The organism is Candidatus Accumulibacter sp. ACC012, assembly GCF_907163155.1.
Taxonomy (GTDB): domain Bacteria; phylum Pseudomonadota; class Gammaproteobacteria; order Burkholderiales; family Rhodocyclaceae; genus Accumulibacter; species Accumulibacter delftensis.
This window is the reverse complement of sequence record NZ_CAJQUC010000005.1, coordinates 25,292-41,153: the sequence shown is the minus strand read 5'-3', so window position 1 is coordinate 41,153 and position 15,862 is coordinate 25,292. Positions and strand designations below refer to the sequence as shown.

Genomic DNA, 15,862 nt, shown 5'->3' with positions numbered 1-15,862 from the left:
TCAAGCCGCCTTCCGGGCGAGCTTTTCGGCGACGCGCATGACGGCGCTGCGCGCCCTCGGGTTGGCAGCGACCTCTTCTTCGTTGGCCTTGAGCGGCTTGCCGACCAGGCGCAGCTCCGGCTGCGGCAGATCGACCGCACGCAAGGGCAGCTTCGTAGACAGCAGCTGCTCGGGCGCGGCGCCGTCGCGCATGAAGCGTTTGACGATCCGGTCTTCGAGCGAGTGGAAGCTGATCACCACCAGCCGCCCTCCCGGTTTGAGGACTGTCATTGCCTGCGGCAGCACTAGCGTGAGTTGTTCGAGTTCTTGATTGATATGAATCCGTAGAGCTTGAAAGGTACGCGTCGCCGCGTCCTTGCCAGGCTCGCGGGTCCGCACGGCTTCGCGTACAAGGGCTGCGAGCTCGCCCGTGGTTGCAAGCGGCCGCTCTCCCCGAACAGCCACAACCTTCTTTGCAATCTGGACAGCAAACCGTTCTTCCCCATAATTCCTGATAACCTCCGTAATTTCCTGCACGCTGGCCCGCTGCAACCATTGCGCTGCGGTTTCCCCTTGCGTCGTGTCCATCCGCATATCCAGCGCTGCGTCGTAACGGAAGCTGAAACCCCGCTCCCCTTGATCAAGCTGTGGCGACGAGACGCCAATATCGAGAAGCACGCCATCGACGCCTTCCGCGATGTCGATTCCCGCCAGGCGCAAGGCTTCGCTCAACTCGCCGAAGCGCTGGTGCATGACCAGCAGCCTGCGATCCTGAATCTCTCGCGCCGGCAGCACCGCCTCCAGGTCGCGATCGAGAGCCAGCAGGCGACCGTCCGGCCCCAGCCTTTCGAGGATCGCCCGGCTGTGTCCGCCACGACCAAAAGTGCCATCGACATAGGTTCCGGCGGGTTTTATCGCCAGGGCGGCAACCGCCTCCCGCAGCAAGACCGTCTGATGCTGCGCCGACAAGCTCACAGCGCAAGATCCTCAAGCCCCGGCGGCAGACACTGGTCGCTGAGGGCAAAGACCGCTTCCTGCTGTTCCTGCCAGCCGAGGTCGGACCAGATTTCGAAATGACTCCCCTGCCCGACCAGCCAGACCTGTTTTTCGAGCGCCGCGAACTGACGCAACTCGGGAGCGACAAGCAGGCGACCTGCCGCGTCCATCGTTTCTTCGCGCGCATTACCGACCAACAGGCGTTTGATGGCGGCCGATTGCAGATTCATGCTCGACGCAGCCAGAACCTTGTCGCGAATCGGTTCCCAGGCCGGCTCTGGATAGAGGAGCAAGCAACGATGCGGGTGCGCCGTGAGCACCAGACGGCCGTCAGCAGCCGCGGCCAAAGCCTCCCGATGACGTACCGGAATAGCCAGCCTGCCCTTCACATCGAGACTCAACGCCGCCGCACCCTGAAACATCACCCCAACTCTTCCCCTGCAATCTTTCCGAGATCACCGCAATATTTCCCACTTTCTACTACTTGTCCCCACTTTAAGACAAAGCTGGCACGAAAGCAAGGTCTCTTTCAGTGCTTTTCTCAATAGCTACAAGGACTTATAGACGACTTCTGAAGCACATCAAGAGGCGCATTGTTTTTATAAAACAATGGCGCCATTCCTGTAGTTAAAGTGATTTCTCAAGAAGCGCGGCTAAACCGGCCCTGCGCACGCCTTAAGCGCGCTAGACGCGGCCGACTGGCGGCCAAAGGGAGGCAAATGGAGGGGGGATTGTTGAAATAGCGGCCGCGAAAACAGCCTGTCAGGCGGGAAGAAAGGTGGGAAGCCGATCGATAAGCCGGGTTCTGTCGTGGACAGCCATTCCTCTAGACGTACTGTTACCAGCACGCTCAAGCAGCCTACCCGGAAGCAGCGCGAGCCACGCCCGTGCTTCCCTATTTGGCCTTGCTCCAGATGGGGTTTGCCGTGCCAGCCGTGTTACCACGCCTGCGGTGAGCTCTTACCTCGCCGTTTCACCCTTACCTGCCCGCTCTCGGTTCGCTGAGCGCGGACATCGGCGGTCTGTTCTCTGTTGCACTTTCCGTCACCTCACGGTGCCCGGTCGTTAACCGGCATCCTGCTCTACGGAGCCCGGACTTTCCTCTCGGCGCGAGGGGTTAACCTTTTGCCCAGCGGCTGCCTGACCGACTTCCCGCGCCGATTATACCCGTCGCCGCGTTCGGCCCGCGCGGAATTGCCAGGCATCATCGTAGTAGGATGGGCTTTCGTTGGCCTCCGTCACCCCGGGCAGACCCAGCAGTGGCAAAGGGTGAAAAGCGCGTGGATCGCGATGTCGTCCGGCCGCCACTTCGCTCGCCAGACGCCGGTCGACGTCAGCCAACTGTTCGCACAGCGGCGCGCGCAGCCAGTCCTCACTGACCTCGTGCAGCACGGCCTTGGCTGTCAGCCCGCGAAACGGCTGCAGCAGTTGCTCGTAGGTGGCGTGACCAAAGACAAAACAGCGCAGCGTGCGACCGAGATCAAGGCGCCGCTCCCAGAACAGGGTTTTCCATTGAAAGCCGCGCAACAGGGCCAGCAGCGAGTGGTCGGAGGAGACAACGACAACTCCGCATTCATCGAAATGGGTCAGCGCATCGCGATCGCGGCCGCGACCGCAGCGCGCGTCGGGTACCGCCATCGCCTCGACGTGGCAGGCATTCAGCGTCGATTTGCTCAGCGGAAAACTGAGCCAGACCAGGGCATTGAAGAAATCGTGCCAGTTGCCCGGACGCGTCTCCACCTCGCCGCGCACCCAGATGCGCATTTCGTAATCGACGCCATCGCCTTGCGGCGCAACGAAAGACAGGCGTTGACCGCCAGCGCTACGTAGATCGCAGCGCGCGCTGAGCAGTTCGAGCGACGCCGGCTCCGGGGCAAAGGGAATGCCCTCGATGAGCGGTGACAGTGGCGCGAACAAACCACCCGGCGACGGCCACGCTGCCAGATTCACTTCTTCACCTGCTCACTGCTGTGCCGGCGCGCCAGCGTTCGTCGGCGTGTCGCTCTGCGCTGCGGCGACGAAGCTCAAGCTGCCATTGCGCATCTCGAAGCTGCCCTGTAAAGGACCCATACCCTCCGCCGGCGCCTCTTCAAGCCGGGCAAAGCCCTCACAGGTGCGCGTCTCGACGACCAGCATGCGGCGCCCCTGTTTGAGAATCCAGGCACCGTTCCCGGGGGCGTAGACCTCGACCGGCGTTGTGGCACCGGCCTTGCCCATGTCATGGCGACGCATGCACTCGGGCATCCGCGCGGCGACCAGGGAATAGGAAGCCGACTTCTCCCAGAAGAAATTCTGGATGCGAATTAGCGTCAGCGCGTGCTGGCTGGAGCCGTCGATCTCGAAGGACGCACGCTGATCGGAGCAGGCCACCAGCAGGGGTAGCAAAAACAGGGACAACAAGGTCTTTCGCAGCACAGGAAATCTCCTCAAGCGAATCCCGGAGCCGGCCGACGCAGGGAGACGCCCCGACATTAATCGAGCATCCGCCAGCGTAGCCGCTCACCGGCACGTAGCGGAACCAGCGCATCGTCGCCGAGATAGGAGAAAGCCTCGGCAACGAGCCAGTCCTCCTGCACCAGCGTCACCGTCCCGGAATTGCGCGGCAGACCATAGAAATCGGCGCCATTGAAGCTGGCAAAGGCCTCCAGCCGATCCAGGGCGCCGACCGACGCAAAGGCTTCCGCATAGAGTTCCAGAGCCGCGTGCGCCGTGTAGCAACCGGCACAACCACAAGCGGTCTCCTTGCTGGTCCGTGCATGCGGCGCAGAATCGGTCCCCAGGAAGAATCGCTTGCTGCCGGAAGTCGCTGCGCGCACCAGCGCCAGCCGATGCGTCTCACGCTTGAGCACCGGCAGGCAATAATGGTGCGGGCGAATACCGCCGGCAAAAATGGCGTTGCGGTTGTAAAGCAGGTGATGCGCGGTAATCGTCGCCGCCAGGTTCGGCCCCGCACTACCCACGAAATCAGCAGCATCGCGGGTAGTGATGTGCTCAAAAACGACCTTGAGACCCGGGTAACGCGCCAGCAGGGGCTCCAAAACGCGTTCGATGAAGCGTTTTTCGCGATCAAAAACGTCGACCTCCGGATCGGTCACCTCGCCGTGCACCAGCAAGGGCATCCCCGATCGCTCCAGTTCGGCAAGGGCTGGCGCGCATTTGTCGAGATCGCTGACGCCGGCGTCCGAATTGGTCGTCGCTCCTGCCGGATACAGCTTCACCGCGTGTACGAACCGGCTAGCCACGGCCAGCCGCACTTCATCAGCCGACGTACGGTCGGTCAGGTAGAGAGTCATCAGGGGTTCGAACGACAACGCCGGCGGTAACGCCGCCAGGATCCGCGCCCGGTATTCGCCAGCCGCAGCGACGGTGGTCACCGGCGGTCGCAGATTGGGCATCACGATGGCGCGGGCAAACTGACGCGCGCTATGCGGCAAAACCGTGCGCAGCGCTTCACCGTCGCGCAGATGAAGGTGCCAATCGTCAGGGCGAGTAAGGGTGATCTGCATTCTTGAACCGCGGCGAGGAAAAGTCTGAATTCTAGATGATTTTCTCGCCGCGGCCGAACCTGGGCGAGCCGACGACGCAACGGCCAGCGGCACGACCGGCGTCGCACTGCCACCCGTGCAGCGCTCAAGCCCTGAGTCGTAAGGCCAATTCGTACAAGGTTTTCTTGCCGACACCGGTAATGGCGTGCGCCAGGCGGCTCGCCTGGCTAACCGCCAGGCCATCGTCCAGCAACAGCTTGAGGACTCTTTCCCCTTCGACGCCGTCGTCAAGCGATGCGGCCCCGGAAACCAGCAGCACAAACTCGCCACGCTGCCGGTTGGCGTCGGCCAGCAGCCAGCCATGCGCTTCAGCAAGCGGACAGACATGGATGGACTCGAATAGTTTGGTCAGTTCCCGCGCCAGGACCACGGTCCGTGCCGGCCCGAAGGCATCCGCCAGGGCGAGCACGGTATCGAGAATGCGGTGCGGCGCCTCGTAGAAAACCAGGGCGTAGGGCAACTGGAGCAGCCCGCGCAAGGCCTCGGCGCGCTGCCCCGCCTTGTTCGGCAGAAAACCGTAGAACAGGAAATGCGGGTCCTCGAGTCCACTCGCAGAGAGCGCCACGATCGCCGCACAGGCCCCCGGCAACGGGACCACGCGATAGCCGGCAGCGCGCACCCTGGCCACCACCCGCGCCCCCGGATCGGACACCGCGGGGGTGCCGGCATCGACCACAAGCGCCACCGACTCCCCGTTTGCCAGGCGCGCGATGACCTGTTGCGCGGCAGACTGCTCATTATGCTGATGCGCCGCCAGCAGACGTGCAGTACAGCCATAATGTCTGAGTAGCAGCCCGCTATGACGCGTGTCCTCGGCGGCCACCCACGCCACCTGCCGCAAAACATCGATGGCCCTCTGACTCATGTCGCCAAGATGGCCGAGCGGCGTTGGTACCACATACAGTGCAGGGAGTTCTTCGCTCATGACCATCCATCGGCAGGTGAACGACAAAGATAGCACGGCCGGGGCGGGCGAACGCCCGGCAACACCGGGTTTGCGCGCAGAACGCCTGGCGGCGGCCTTCCTCGAACGGAACGGCCTGAGCATCCTGGCACGCAATTACCGTTGCCGCGGCGGCGAGGTGGACCTGATCTGCGAGGACCGACAGGTGCTCGTCTTCGTCGAAGTGCGCCTGCGCCGCAACACCAGCTACGGCGGTGCAGCGGCCAGCATCACCCGCGCCAAGCAAAGCCGCATCATCCTCGCTGCGCGCCATTACCTGGCCTCGCATAGCGCCAGGCGGGAGCCCGAATGCCGCTTCGACTGCCTGCTCCTGGACGCCCTTTCCGAAGCGGCAATCGAATGGTTGCGCGACGCCTTTGCCGCTGGGTGAGGCATGCCGCCGCTCGCCACTGCCGGAGCACCCCGGCTCCCACTGCACGATCTTGTCGACGCCCTGGTGTTAAGATCTCGTACTCTTCTTTCAGTCGAGTCAAAGCTCATGGATTTGATCACTCGCATCAGCCAGCACTTCAAGGACAGCGCGCAGACCAAGCTCGACGCCATCGAACTGCTCGCCGGACCGATTGCCCAGGCGATCGAGGCAATGGTCGCCTGCCTGCTCAACAACGGCAAGATCCTCGCCTGCGGCAACGGCGGCTCGGCGGCCGACGCGCAGCACCTGGCCGCCGAACTGGTTGGCCGTTTCGAGGCTGAAAGGCACGAACTGGCAGCGATTGCCCTGACCACCGACTCGTCGATCATGTCGGCGATCGCCAACGACTATGGCTTCAGGATGGTATTCGCCAAGCAGGTCCGTGCCCTCGGCCAGCCCGGCGATGTGCTGGTGGCCATCTCGACGTCAGGAAACTCGCCCAGCGTCGTCGAAGCGATCAGTGCCGCGCACGAGAACGAACTGCGAGTGGTGGCCCTGACTGGCAAGGGCGGCGGCGCGATCGGTGAAATGTTGCGCGAAGGCGACGTCCATATCCTGGTGCCGGCCGAACGCACCGCACGCATTCAGGAAACGCACCTACTCACCATCCACTGCCTTTGTGATGGCATCGATTGCCTGCTCATGGGAGTTGAAGAATGAGGAGATCTCTGGTCACCAGCCTGATTTGCGGCGCGCTCCTGGTACCGATGTTGCAGGGTTGCATCTCGGTGCTTGCCGTCGGCGCCACGCAAGCCACGCTGGCCGCCGTCGACCGCCGGGCGCTGGGCACCCAAACCGAAGACGAAAGCATCGAATGGAAGGCCGCGCTGCAGATCAGCCCGCTAGGAGGCCGCGAGTCGCATATCAACTTCACCAGCTACAACGGCAAGGTGCTCATTACCGGCGAGGTGGCGTCCGAGCAGACCAAGGCAGAAGTGGAACGGCTGGTCGCCGCGCTACCGGAAGTGCGCGGCGTTTACAATGAACTCGTGGTCGCGCCAATCTCTTCGTTCGGGACGCGCAGCAACGATTCCTACCTCACCACCAAGGTCAAGTCACGCTTTGTCGAAGCCGGCAAGTTCAACCCCGTCTATGTCAAGGTGGTGACCGAAAACGGTGTCGTCTACCTGCTCGGCCTGGTCACGCAGCGCGAGGCCGACGCAGCAATCCAGCTGGCGCGCACCACGAGCGACGTCAAGAAAGTCGTCACCCTTCTGGAAATCATCACCGACGCCCGGGCCAAAGAGCTGGACGCCAAGGTGACGCCCCAGTCAGTGAAACCGGATAACGTGACAGCCGACGGATAGCCCGCTCAGGCTCCTCCCAGCGAGCCACAGACGGCCAATTGTCGGGGCGTATTCACGTCGCCCCGCATCAACGACGATTGCCCGCTGCCGACTCCTTCTTCTTGCCCCACGGGGCATGGGCGTTACGACTGACAATATAGTCGGCAAAGAACTTCATCCAGATCGTAGACCCGGCGATCGCCGTCCAGGTATCGTAGTGCACGCCGGCAAGGACCACCATCAGGATCACCGAAACCGCGATCGCACCGGCAACCACGTTGACGGCTGCCGTGTAGGGCGCATATTTTTCCGGATTTTCTGGTGGCACGCCGCGTTTCAGCGCCACTTCGGAAAAATCCCTCTTGAACAGGATGCGCCACGCCCGCCGCAGCCAGAAGAAGGCAATCGGGAACAGCCCGAGAAACAGTATCCATGTCAGCGCAATGCTGATACTCATCCACGACTCCTCTTGTACCGCGCGCCAGCGTAGGCGCTACGTATTTGGAAAGCAGCAAAGAAAAACCCCGCCAGACCTGCCAGCGGGGTTGTTCCTTGCCCGCTGCCGCCAGCCGAAGCCGACGGCAGCCTGATGATACGGCTAACTGCGCTCAGTGAGCACCCGAGACAGCACCTGAGCCACGCGGAATGCGAACAGCTTCAACCATCGCCTGGATGTGCGCCGGTGGTTCCGGGGTCATCTTGTCGACAATGAAGGCAACGCCGAAGTTAACACAGGCACCGATCGCACCGAAGGCTTCCGGCGTGATGCCGAAGAACGGGTTCGGGCCACCGATCAGGCCCAGGTACTCGGTTCCCTTGACGAAGAAGATACCCTTGTGTGCGAAGACGTAGAACAGGGTGATGAACAGACCTGCAAGCATGCCGGCCATGGCACCTTCCTTGTTCATCTTCTTCGAGAAGATCCCCATCATGATCGCCGGGAACAGCGAACTTCCCGCAATACCGAAGGCCAGGGCAACGGTACCGGCCGCGAATCCTGGCGGGTTCAGACCCAGATAGCCGGAGATGACGATCGCTACTGCCATCGAGATCTTGCCTGCCAGCAGCTCGTTTTTCTCGCTGATATCGGGCATGAAGACGTTCTTGATCAGGTCGTGCGAGACAGCGGCCGAAATGGCCATCAGCAGGCCGGCAGCAGTCGACAGAGCGGCAGCCAGACCACCGGCAGCAACCAGCGCGATGACCCAGTTCGGCAGCAGCGCGATTTCCGGATTGGCGAGCACGATGATGTCGGCGTTGACCTCCAGCTCGTTGCCTTTCCAGCCAGCAGCTTCGGCCTTGGCCTTGAACGCGTCGTTCTTCGACTTGTCGTTGTAGTACTGGATGCGGCCGTCGCCGTTCTTGTCTTCCCACTTCAGCAGACCGGTCTTCTCCCAGCGCTTCATCCAGTCCGGACGATCCGCGCCGACGATTTGCGAGTCGGCCGCGTAGGGATCGGCATCCTTCATCACGACACCCGGGGTGATCGTGCGGATCAGGTTGGTCTTGGCCATCGCCGCCACGGCAGGCGCCGTGGTGTATAGCAGGGCGATGAAGACCAGCGCCCAGCCCGCGGAACTACGCGCGGCAGCGACCGTCGGCACCGTGAAGAAGCGCATGATGACGTGCGGCAGACCAGCGGTACCGATCATCAGCGACATCGTGTACACGAACATGTTCAACATACCACCAGCATCAGAGGTGGTGTAGTTGGGGAAGCCCAGGTCGGTCACCACCTTGTCCAGCCGCTGGAGCAGCGAGATGTCCTGGCCAACGAGGCTGGAACCGAGACCCAGTTGCGGGATCGGGTTGCCGGTAAGCTGGATCGAGATGAAGATCGCCGGAATGATGTAGGCAGCGATCAGCACGATGTACTGAGCAACCTGGGTGTAGGTGATCCCCTTCATGCCGCCGAAAACCGCGTACACGAAGACGATGCCCATACCGACGTAGATACCGGTTTCGCTGGAAACGCCGAGGAAGCGCGAGAAAGCGACGCCGACACCGGTCATCTGACCAATGATGTAGGTGATCGAGGCAGTCAACAGGCAGGCCACGGCTACTGTACTGGCCGACTTCGAGTAAAAGCGGTCGCCGATGAACTGCGGCACAGTAAACTTGCCGAACTTGCGCAAATAAGGTGCCAGCAGCATCGCCAGCAACACATAGCCACCGGTCCAGCCCATCAGGAAGAGGCCGCCACCATAGCCCATGTTCGAGATCAGGCCGGCCATCGAAATGAACGAGGCTGCCGACATCCAGTCAGCGGCCGTCGCCATGCCGTTCATCACCGGTGGCACCTGGCCGCCAGCTGCGTAGAACTCGCTGGTACTACCGGCACGGGCCCAGAGGGCAATCCCGATGCAGGGCGAAAGTCGCACCGACGACCAGGTAAATCGTTGTTTGAAGTTCCATTATTTTGGCCCCTTACTCTTCGTGGACGTCAAACTGACGGTCGATTTCGCCCATCTTCTTCCGGTAGTAGAAGATCAGCGCGATGAATATGTACATCGCTCCCTGTTGGGCAAACCAGAAGCCCAGGGGATAGCCACCCAGATGGATGCTATTGAGTGCGGGTGCGAACAGGATGCCCGCGCCGAACGAGACCAGGAACCATACTATCAGGATCTTGGTTAACAACCCGAGGGTCGCCGACCAGTAAGCCTTTCCACTGTCCTCCATGATTACCTCCTCCAATTTTTTTTCGATCGATTAAGTGGCTCCCGAAGCACCCATGGGAACCACCGGGGCGATTATTGATGTCGATTCTTACTGGAAGCTGACACCACTCTGGAAAGTAGGGCTTGCGCACAAGCTATCGTGGGGTCGCGCGTTCGCGCGTTCGCGCGCTAGCGGCAACCGTCGCCGCGGCGCGAAGGGCAGACGGCGACTGGCCTACCTCCGCCAGAAGCCAGGCGCCAGCAAGACCAGCAAAGTGAAAATCTCGAGGCGTCCGAGAAGCATGGCCCAGGTGCACACCCAGGTCTGCAAGTCGGTGAGCACGGCGTAGGTCGTCGCCGGACCAACGAGGTTCAGGCCCGGGCCAGTGTTGTTCAAACAGGCGACGACGGCGGAGAACGCGGTGATGATGTCCAGCCGCGTGGCGACCATCAGCAACGTCATTGCGACGATGCTGACCACGTAGATGAACATGAAGCCAAGGATGGCGTGCAGCACCTGGTCCGGAATGACCGTCGCGCCGAAGCGCACCGTCTGCATGCCGCGCGGATGCATGGCCCGCGTCAGTTCGCGCGACACCTGCTTGTAGAGAACCACCGCGCGCATCATCTTGATCCCGCCACCCGCCGAACCCGAGCAGGCGACGAAGCTGCCCAGGAAAAGGATCCACAGCTGGCCGAACAGGGGCCACTGCACGTAATCGGTCGTTGCGAAGCCAAGCGAAGTGGCCAGCGACACGGAGTGGAATCCGACGTAACGCAGAGTCGTCAGGAAATCCGCGTAGATCGCCTCCGGCCAGAGGTAGACCGAAAGCGCCAGGATGCTCAGTGCCAGAATGCCCAGGAAATAGTGCGCCTCGATGTCGGCCAGATACGCACGCAGCGATCGCTGCGAGAAGGCCAGGAAGTGCGTGCTGAAGTTGATGCCGGCGAGCAGGGCGAAAAAGATGACCACCAACTCGATATCGAGGCTGTCGAAGTGGCCAAGACTGGCATCCTTGCTGGAAAAACCACCGAGGCCCATCACCGAGAAGGCGTGCATCATCGCGTCCCAGGGTTCCATGCCCACGCCATACAAACTGATGCCGCAGAGAGCAGTAAGGATCACATAGACTACCCACAGGCCCTTGGCAGTCTCGGTGATGCGCGGCGTGATCTTGGAATCCTTCATCGGCCCAGGGGTTTCCGCCTTGAGCATGCCGCGGCCGCCGAAGCCAAGCAAGGGCAGAATGGCGACGGCAAGAACGACAACACCGAGGCCACCGACCCAGTGCATGAAAGTTCGCCAGAAGTTGATCGAAACGGGCAGCTGGTCAGGCCTGGACAAGACCGTCGCACCGGTCGCCGTAAGGCCTGAAACGGCCTCGAAATAGGCGTCCGTCCAGGTCAGCTCGGCAATGTGCAGGTACAGGGGCAGGGCGCCGAAAGCGGGCAGGATCGCCCAGATCAGGGCGACCAGCAGAAAGCTCTCGCGCACCCGCATCTCGCGTTGCTGCCGGCCTATGAAGAAAGAAAGCAGCAAGCCGCAGAGGATGGTGATCAGCACCGCTTCATCGTACGCGTCATGTGCGCCGTCGGCGGTCAGCCAGGAAATGGCGAGCGGAATCATCATCAGGCAACCGAAGCCGGCGATCAGAACGCCGAGGACGTACAGCGCCGGTGCGAAACGCCCAAACACGCGCGCGCCTCGCGACTCCGCGGAAAGCGACGAAGAACCAGACATTTTCTCGATCCTGGCCACCAGCTTTCTTGACGTGCCCATGAGGATGCGGAATCGACCACTCAGGGGCCTATCCGCGAGGATCAGGGGGAGAGTAAAAAATCAGCCGCACCAGCGAGCAGGTATCTTGGCCCGGCGGTTGCAATGTGGCGGGCATTCTATACCGAAAGTCTCGCCACGGCGCCCGGCAGGCCACTCACGGCGTTTACTGCCCGCGCTCTAGAGCAGCACCCGCTCGATACCGCCGTTGTTGGCCTGCCTGACGTAGCGGGCCAGCCAGTCGTCGCCCAGCAGGCGCCTGACCATTTCGACGACGATGTAGTCGGCCTCTGTGCCGCTGTCATCGTTGTAGCGGGACAAACCTTGCAGACAAGAGGGGCAGGAGGTAAGCACCTTGATCGGGCCGCCAAAGCCATCCGCCCGCTGCCTTTCGACGCCGTTGGCGATCTCTTCCTGCTTGCGGAAGCGCACTTGTGTGGACACGTCCGGACGCGTCACGGCCAGGGTTCCCGACTCGCCACAGCAACGCGCCGAAAGCTCTACCGGCTGCGCCATCAGGCTGTTGACCACCTTGATGCCGGGCATGGTGCGCATTGGCACGTGACAGGGGTCGTGATAGAGGTAACGACTGCCGCTGACGCCGTCGAGGCAGACGCCTTTTTCGAGCAGATACTCGTGAATATCGAGCAGACGGCAACCGGGAAAGATCTGCTCGAAGTGGTATTTTTCGAGCTGGTCCATACAGGTGCCACAAGAGACGATGACGGTCTTGATATCCAGATAGTTCAGGGTGTTGGCAACGCGGTGGAAAAGCACCCGGTTGTCGGTGGTGATCCTCTGCCCCTGGTCGGCCTCGCCGGCTGCCGTCTGTGGATAGCCACAGCAGAGATAACCGGGTGGCAGCACGGTTTGCGCGCCGATCTCGTAGAGCATCGCCTGCGTGGCCAGGGCCACCTGGGAAAACAGGCGCTCGGAGCCGCAACCCGGGAAATAAAAAACCGCATCGCCGTCGTAATCCGGGGCGCTGACCTTTTGCGGATCGCGGATGATCGGGACAATCTTGTCGTCCTCAATGTCAAGCAGCGCGCGCGCCGTGCGTTTGGGAAGCCCACCCGGCATCGGCTTGTTGATGAAGTGGATGATCTGCGACCGAAGAGTCGGCGAACCGAGCGTCGCCGGCGGTTGCCGCGTTTGCGCCTGGACCAGACCCAGCGACTTCGCCGCCCGGTAAGCCAGGCGCTGCGCCCGATATCCCCAGTCGATCATCAGCTTGCGCACCAGCTTGATGGTCGCCGGATCCTTGATCGTCAGGAAAGCCATGGCCGCCGCTTTCGCCGGCACGAATTTCTTCTTGCCTTGCTCGCGCAGCAGATTGCGCATGCGGATAGAGACATCGCCGAAGTCGATATCGACCGGGCACGGCGTCAGGCACTTGTGGCAGATCGTGCAGTGATCGGCAACGTCGTTGAATTCGTCGAAATGGCGCAGCGAAACGCCGCGTCGAGTCTGCTCCTCGTAGAGAAAAGCTTCAATCAGCAAGGAGGTGGCAAGGATCTTGTTGCGCGGCGAGTAGAGCAGGTTGGCGCGCGGAACATGCGTCGAACAGACCGGCTTGCACTTGCCGCAACGCAGGCAGTCCTTGACCATCGCCGAAATGTGGCCGATTTCCGACTGCTCCATGATCAGCGACTCGGTGCCGAGCAGCGAGAACGACGGCGTGTAGGCCTTGCTCAGATCGCCGCCCGGCAGCAGCTTGCCCTTGTTGAAGCGGCCTTCGGGATCAACCCGGGCCTTGTAGTCGCGAAAAGGCTGGATTTCCTCATCGCTGAGGAATTCCAGCTTGGTGATGCCAATGCCGTGCTCGCCCGAGACAACGCCGTCGAGCGCCCGCGCCAGCGCCATGATCCGTTCGACCACGGCGTACGCGGTCTGCAGCATCTCGTAGTTGTCGGAGTTCACCGGAATATTGGTGTGCACGTTGCCGTCGCCAGCGTGCATGTGCAGGGCGACAAACAGGCGGCTGCGCAATGTCTGCTGCTGAATCGCGGCGATACGTTCGACGACCGGCCGGTAAATGACGCCGTCGAAAATGTCTTCGAGCTGCGGCTTGAGCTCGCTCTTCCACGAAACGCGCAGCGAGTAGTCCTGCAAGCGATGAAAAAGCGTCGGCCTGGGCGCCCGATTCTTCAACTCGCCACTGCTGAGGCCACGTCTGGCGAACTGCGCTTCGGCCTCGTGCAGCGGCAGGTCTAGGCTGTCGAGCAACCACTGCCAGCGCGTGCGTACACTGGCCACCGCTTCCAGCGCGGCCGTTCGGCGTTCGCCGATCAACAGCTCCTTGTCGAGGTCGGCGTCGCCACGATGCAGGGGCAGGTCGCCCTGCAGGAATTCGCTCAGGGCGTCGCAAAGCGCCAGCTTGTTGCCGATCGACAGTTCGATGTTGATGCGCTCGATGCCGTCGCAGTATTCGCCCATCCGCGGCAGCGGAATTACCACGTCCTCGTTGAGCTTGAAGGCGTTGGTATGGCGTGAAATGGCAGCGGTGCGCGAGCGATCAAGCCAGAATTTCTTGCGTGTTTCGGCGTCGACGGCGATGAAGCCTTCGGCGCCGCGCAGATTGCACAGGCGCACCACTTCCGACGCCGCGCTCATCACCGCCGACTCGTCGTCACCGACCAGATCACCGATGAGCACCATTTTCGGACGCCCGGCGTTTTCCGCCTTGCGCTTGGCCTTGGTCGCGTAGCCGACGGCGCGCAGATAGCGCTCGTCGAGGTGTTCGAGTCCGGCGAGCAGGACACCAGCGTCCTTGCCGCCGCCCCCAGGCGCGAAGTGATCGGTAATCTCGACAATCGCCGGCACCGCCTCGCGTACCTGTCCGAAAAACTCGAGGCAGACGGTACGTGCGTGCTGCGGCATACGGTGCAGAACCCAGCGCGCGGCGACGATCAGGCCGTCGGTGCCCTCTTTCTGGACACCGGGCAGACCGGCCAGAAACTTGTCGGTGACGTCCTTGCCGAGACCCGCCTTGCGAAAGCTTGAGCCGGGAATCTCCAGCATTTCGGGCTCGCCGTAGAGCGTCTTGCCATTCTTGCGAAAACGCCTGATCTCGAAGCGCACCGTCTCCTGTTCGTGGATCTTGCCGAAGTTGTGGCCGATGCGCGTCACTTCCATCGGATGACCACTGGGGTCGACCAGCTTCCACCAGGCCAGATTGTCGACCGCCGTTCCCCACAGCACTGCCTTCTTGCCGCCAGCGTTCATTGCCACGTTACCGCCGATGCACGAGGCATCCGCCGAAGTGGGGTCGACCGCGAACACCCGGCCGGCCGCCGTCGCGGCTTCCGCGACGCGAGCCGTGACCACGCCGGCACCGGTACGGATCGTTGCGTACGGGCGATCACATCCGGGCAGGCGCATTTCCTCGACGGCACCGATGTTCATCAGCTTCTCGGTGTTGATCACCGCCGCCAGCGGCGTCAGCGGAATCGCCCCGCCGGTGTAACCGGTGCCGCCACCGCGCGGAATGATGGTCAGCCCGAGTTTGATGCAGGCACGCACCAGGGCGCCGATCTCTTCCTCACTGTCCGGGTTGAGCACCACGAAGGGGTATTCGACGCGCCAGTCAGTGGCATCGGTGACGTGCGAGACGCGCGCCAGGCCGTCGAAAGCAATATTGTCGTGGCGCGTATGCCTGGAAAGGGCTTTTCTGACCTTGCTGCGCAGCCTGCCCGTATCGTCGAAATGGCGCTCGAAAGCGTCAACCGCGGCCGCGGCGGCGACAATCAGTTGCTGCACGCGTTCGTTACCCTGGCGACGCTTCTCAATCTCGCGCAAACGATGGCGAAGCGCCGCGATGAGCGCCACTCGCCGCTCGCGATTGGCAAGCAGATCGTCCTCCAGGTAGGGATTGCGTTGCACAACCCAGATATCCCCGAGCACTTCATAGAGCATCCGCGCCGAGCGACCGGTGACGCGTTCGGCACGCAGCTGGTCGAGCAAGGCCCACTTTTCTGCGCCGAGCAGACGAATGACAATCTCGCGGTCGGAAAACGAGGTGTAGTTGTAGGGGATCTCGCGCAGGCGTGCGTTCATTGATACTCTCGGCTAGCAGCAAAGGGCGAATTCTAGCTTATTGCAGTGCAACAGCGATGGCCGCCGGGCAGGGGAAAACTCCCAGCTCCAGACGGTCGCACTGCTGCTTCCTCGGGTATCCTGTCGCCATCAGCTTGGGAGGGCGCATGTACAGGAACACTTGTCGGGTGACTGCTTTCGCCAGCCA

General features: G+C 62.1%; 13 protein-coding genes, 1 other RNA gene and 1 pseudogene. 3 read left to right on the top strand and 12 right to left on the bottom strand.

What is annotated here, in order from left to right; genetic code table 11:
- The 7 genes from rsmH to rsmI all read right to left on the bottom strand — a co-directional run bounded on the left by rsmH (position 1) and on the right by rsmI (position 5,445).
- Complete coding sequence (rsmH, locus tag QZ648_RS07765) at positions 1-954, bottom strand: 16S rRNA (cytosine(1402)-N(4))-methyltransferase RsmH (protein WP_169064858.1); 954 nt, start codon at positions 952-954, stop codon at positions 1-3.
- Positions 951-1,397: a division/cell wall cluster transcriptional repressor MraZ gene (gene mraZ, locus QZ648_RS07760; RefSeq protein ID WP_169064857.1), complete on the bottom strand. Its 447-nt coding sequence runs from the start codon at positions 1,395-1,397 to the stop codon at positions 951-953. The genes rsmH and mraZ overlap by 4 nt, the downstream gene beginning before the upstream one ends.
- 356 nt (positions 1,398-1,753) lie before the next feature.
- Positions 1,754-2,127, bottom strand: an RNA gene (rnpB, locus tag QZ648_RS07755) — RNase P RNA component class A.
- Positions 2,128-2,136: 9 nt separating this feature from the next.
- Positions 2,137-2,925: a DUF3025 domain-containing protein gene (locus QZ648_RS07750; RefSeq protein WP_291996612.1), complete on the bottom strand. Its 789-nt coding sequence runs from the start codon at positions 2,923-2,925 to the stop codon at positions 2,137-2,139.
- Positions 2,926-2,937: 12 nt separating this feature from the next.
- The gene (locus tag QZ648_RS07745) at positions 2,938-3,390 is read right to left on the bottom strand and encodes a hypothetical protein (RefSeq protein ID WP_169064855.1); all 453 of its coding nucleotides are present in this window, start codon (positions 3,388-3,390) and stop codon (positions 2,938-2,940) included.
- A 56-nt stretch (positions 3,391-3,446) separates the two neighbouring features.
- Positions 3,447-4,481 carry a dihydroorotase gene (pyrC, locus tag QZ648_RS07740; RefSeq protein WP_169064854.1) on the bottom strand — a complete coding sequence of 345 codons (1,035 nt, stop codon included), beginning with the start codon at positions 4,479-4,481 and terminating at the stop codon, positions 3,447-3,449.
- A 124-nt stretch (positions 4,482-4,605) separates the two neighbouring features.
- On the bottom strand, positions 4,606-5,445 hold the full coding sequence (rsmI, locus tag QZ648_RS07735) for a 16S rRNA (cytidine(1402)-2'-O)-methyltransferase (protein ID WP_169064853.1): 840 nt from the start codon (positions 5,443-5,445) through the stop codon (positions 4,606-4,608).
- On the opposite strand from rsmI, the gene QZ648_RS07730 reads away from it, so the two are divergent.
- The 3 genes from QZ648_RS07730 (at position 5,444) to QZ648_RS07720 (ending at position 7,203) form a co-directional block, all read left to right on the top strand.
- Positions 5,444-5,854 (top strand): YraN family protein, encoded by a 411-nt coding sequence (locus tag QZ648_RS07730; protein ID WP_248595156.1) that lies wholly within the window; start codon positions 5,444-5,446, stop codon positions 5,852-5,854. The two genes, rsmI and QZ648_RS07730, sit on opposite strands and share 2 nt — an antisense overlap.
- A gap of 108 nt (positions 5,855-5,962) precedes the next feature.
- Positions 5,963-6,556 (top strand): phosphoheptose isomerase, encoded by a 594-nt coding sequence (locus QZ648_RS07725; protein ID WP_169064851.1) that lies wholly within the window; start codon positions 5,963-5,965, stop codon positions 6,554-6,556.
- Positions 6,553-7,203: a BON domain-containing protein gene (locus QZ648_RS07720; protein WP_291996611.1), complete on the top strand. Its 651-nt coding sequence runs from the start codon at positions 6,553-6,555 to the stop codon at positions 7,201-7,203. The genes QZ648_RS07725 and QZ648_RS07720 overlap by 4 nt, the downstream gene beginning before the upstream one ends.
- Positions 7,204-7,270: 67 nt before the next feature.
- Here QZ648_RS07720 and QZ648_RS07715 read toward each other — a convergent pair whose 3' ends face one another.
- The 5 genes and pseudogenes from QZ648_RS07715 to QZ648_RS07695 all read right to left on the bottom strand — a co-directional run bounded on the left by QZ648_RS07715 (position 7,271) and on the right by QZ648_RS07695 (position 15,675).
- Positions 7,271-7,639, bottom strand: a complete 369-nt coding sequence (locus QZ648_RS07715) for a hypothetical protein (RefSeq protein WP_291996610.1) — start codon at positions 7,637-7,639, stop codon at positions 7,271-7,273.
- 151 nt (positions 7,640-7,790) lie between these two features.
- Positions 7,791-9,597 (bottom strand): annotated as a pseudogene (locus tag QZ648_RS07710) (sodium:solute symporter family protein).
- A 12-nt stretch (positions 9,598-9,609) separates the two neighbouring features.
- A complete protein-coding gene (locus QZ648_RS07705) occupies positions 9,610-9,864 on the bottom strand; it encodes a DUF4212 domain-containing protein (protein ID WP_291996609.1) in 255 nt (84 codons plus the stop codon).
- 213 nt (positions 9,865-10,077) lie between these two features.
- Complete coding sequence (locus QZ648_RS07700) at positions 10,078-11,583, bottom strand: potassium transporter TrkG (RefSeq protein ID WP_291996608.1); 1,506 nt, start codon at positions 11,581-11,583, stop codon at positions 10,078-10,080.
- A gap of 216 nt (positions 11,584-11,799) precedes the next feature.
- Entirely contained in the window at positions 11,800-15,675 is a 3,876-nt protein-coding gene (locus tag QZ648_RS07695; RefSeq protein WP_291996607.1) for a DUF3683 domain-containing protein, read from the bottom strand.
- Positions 15,676-15,862 lie beyond the last annotated feature (187 nt).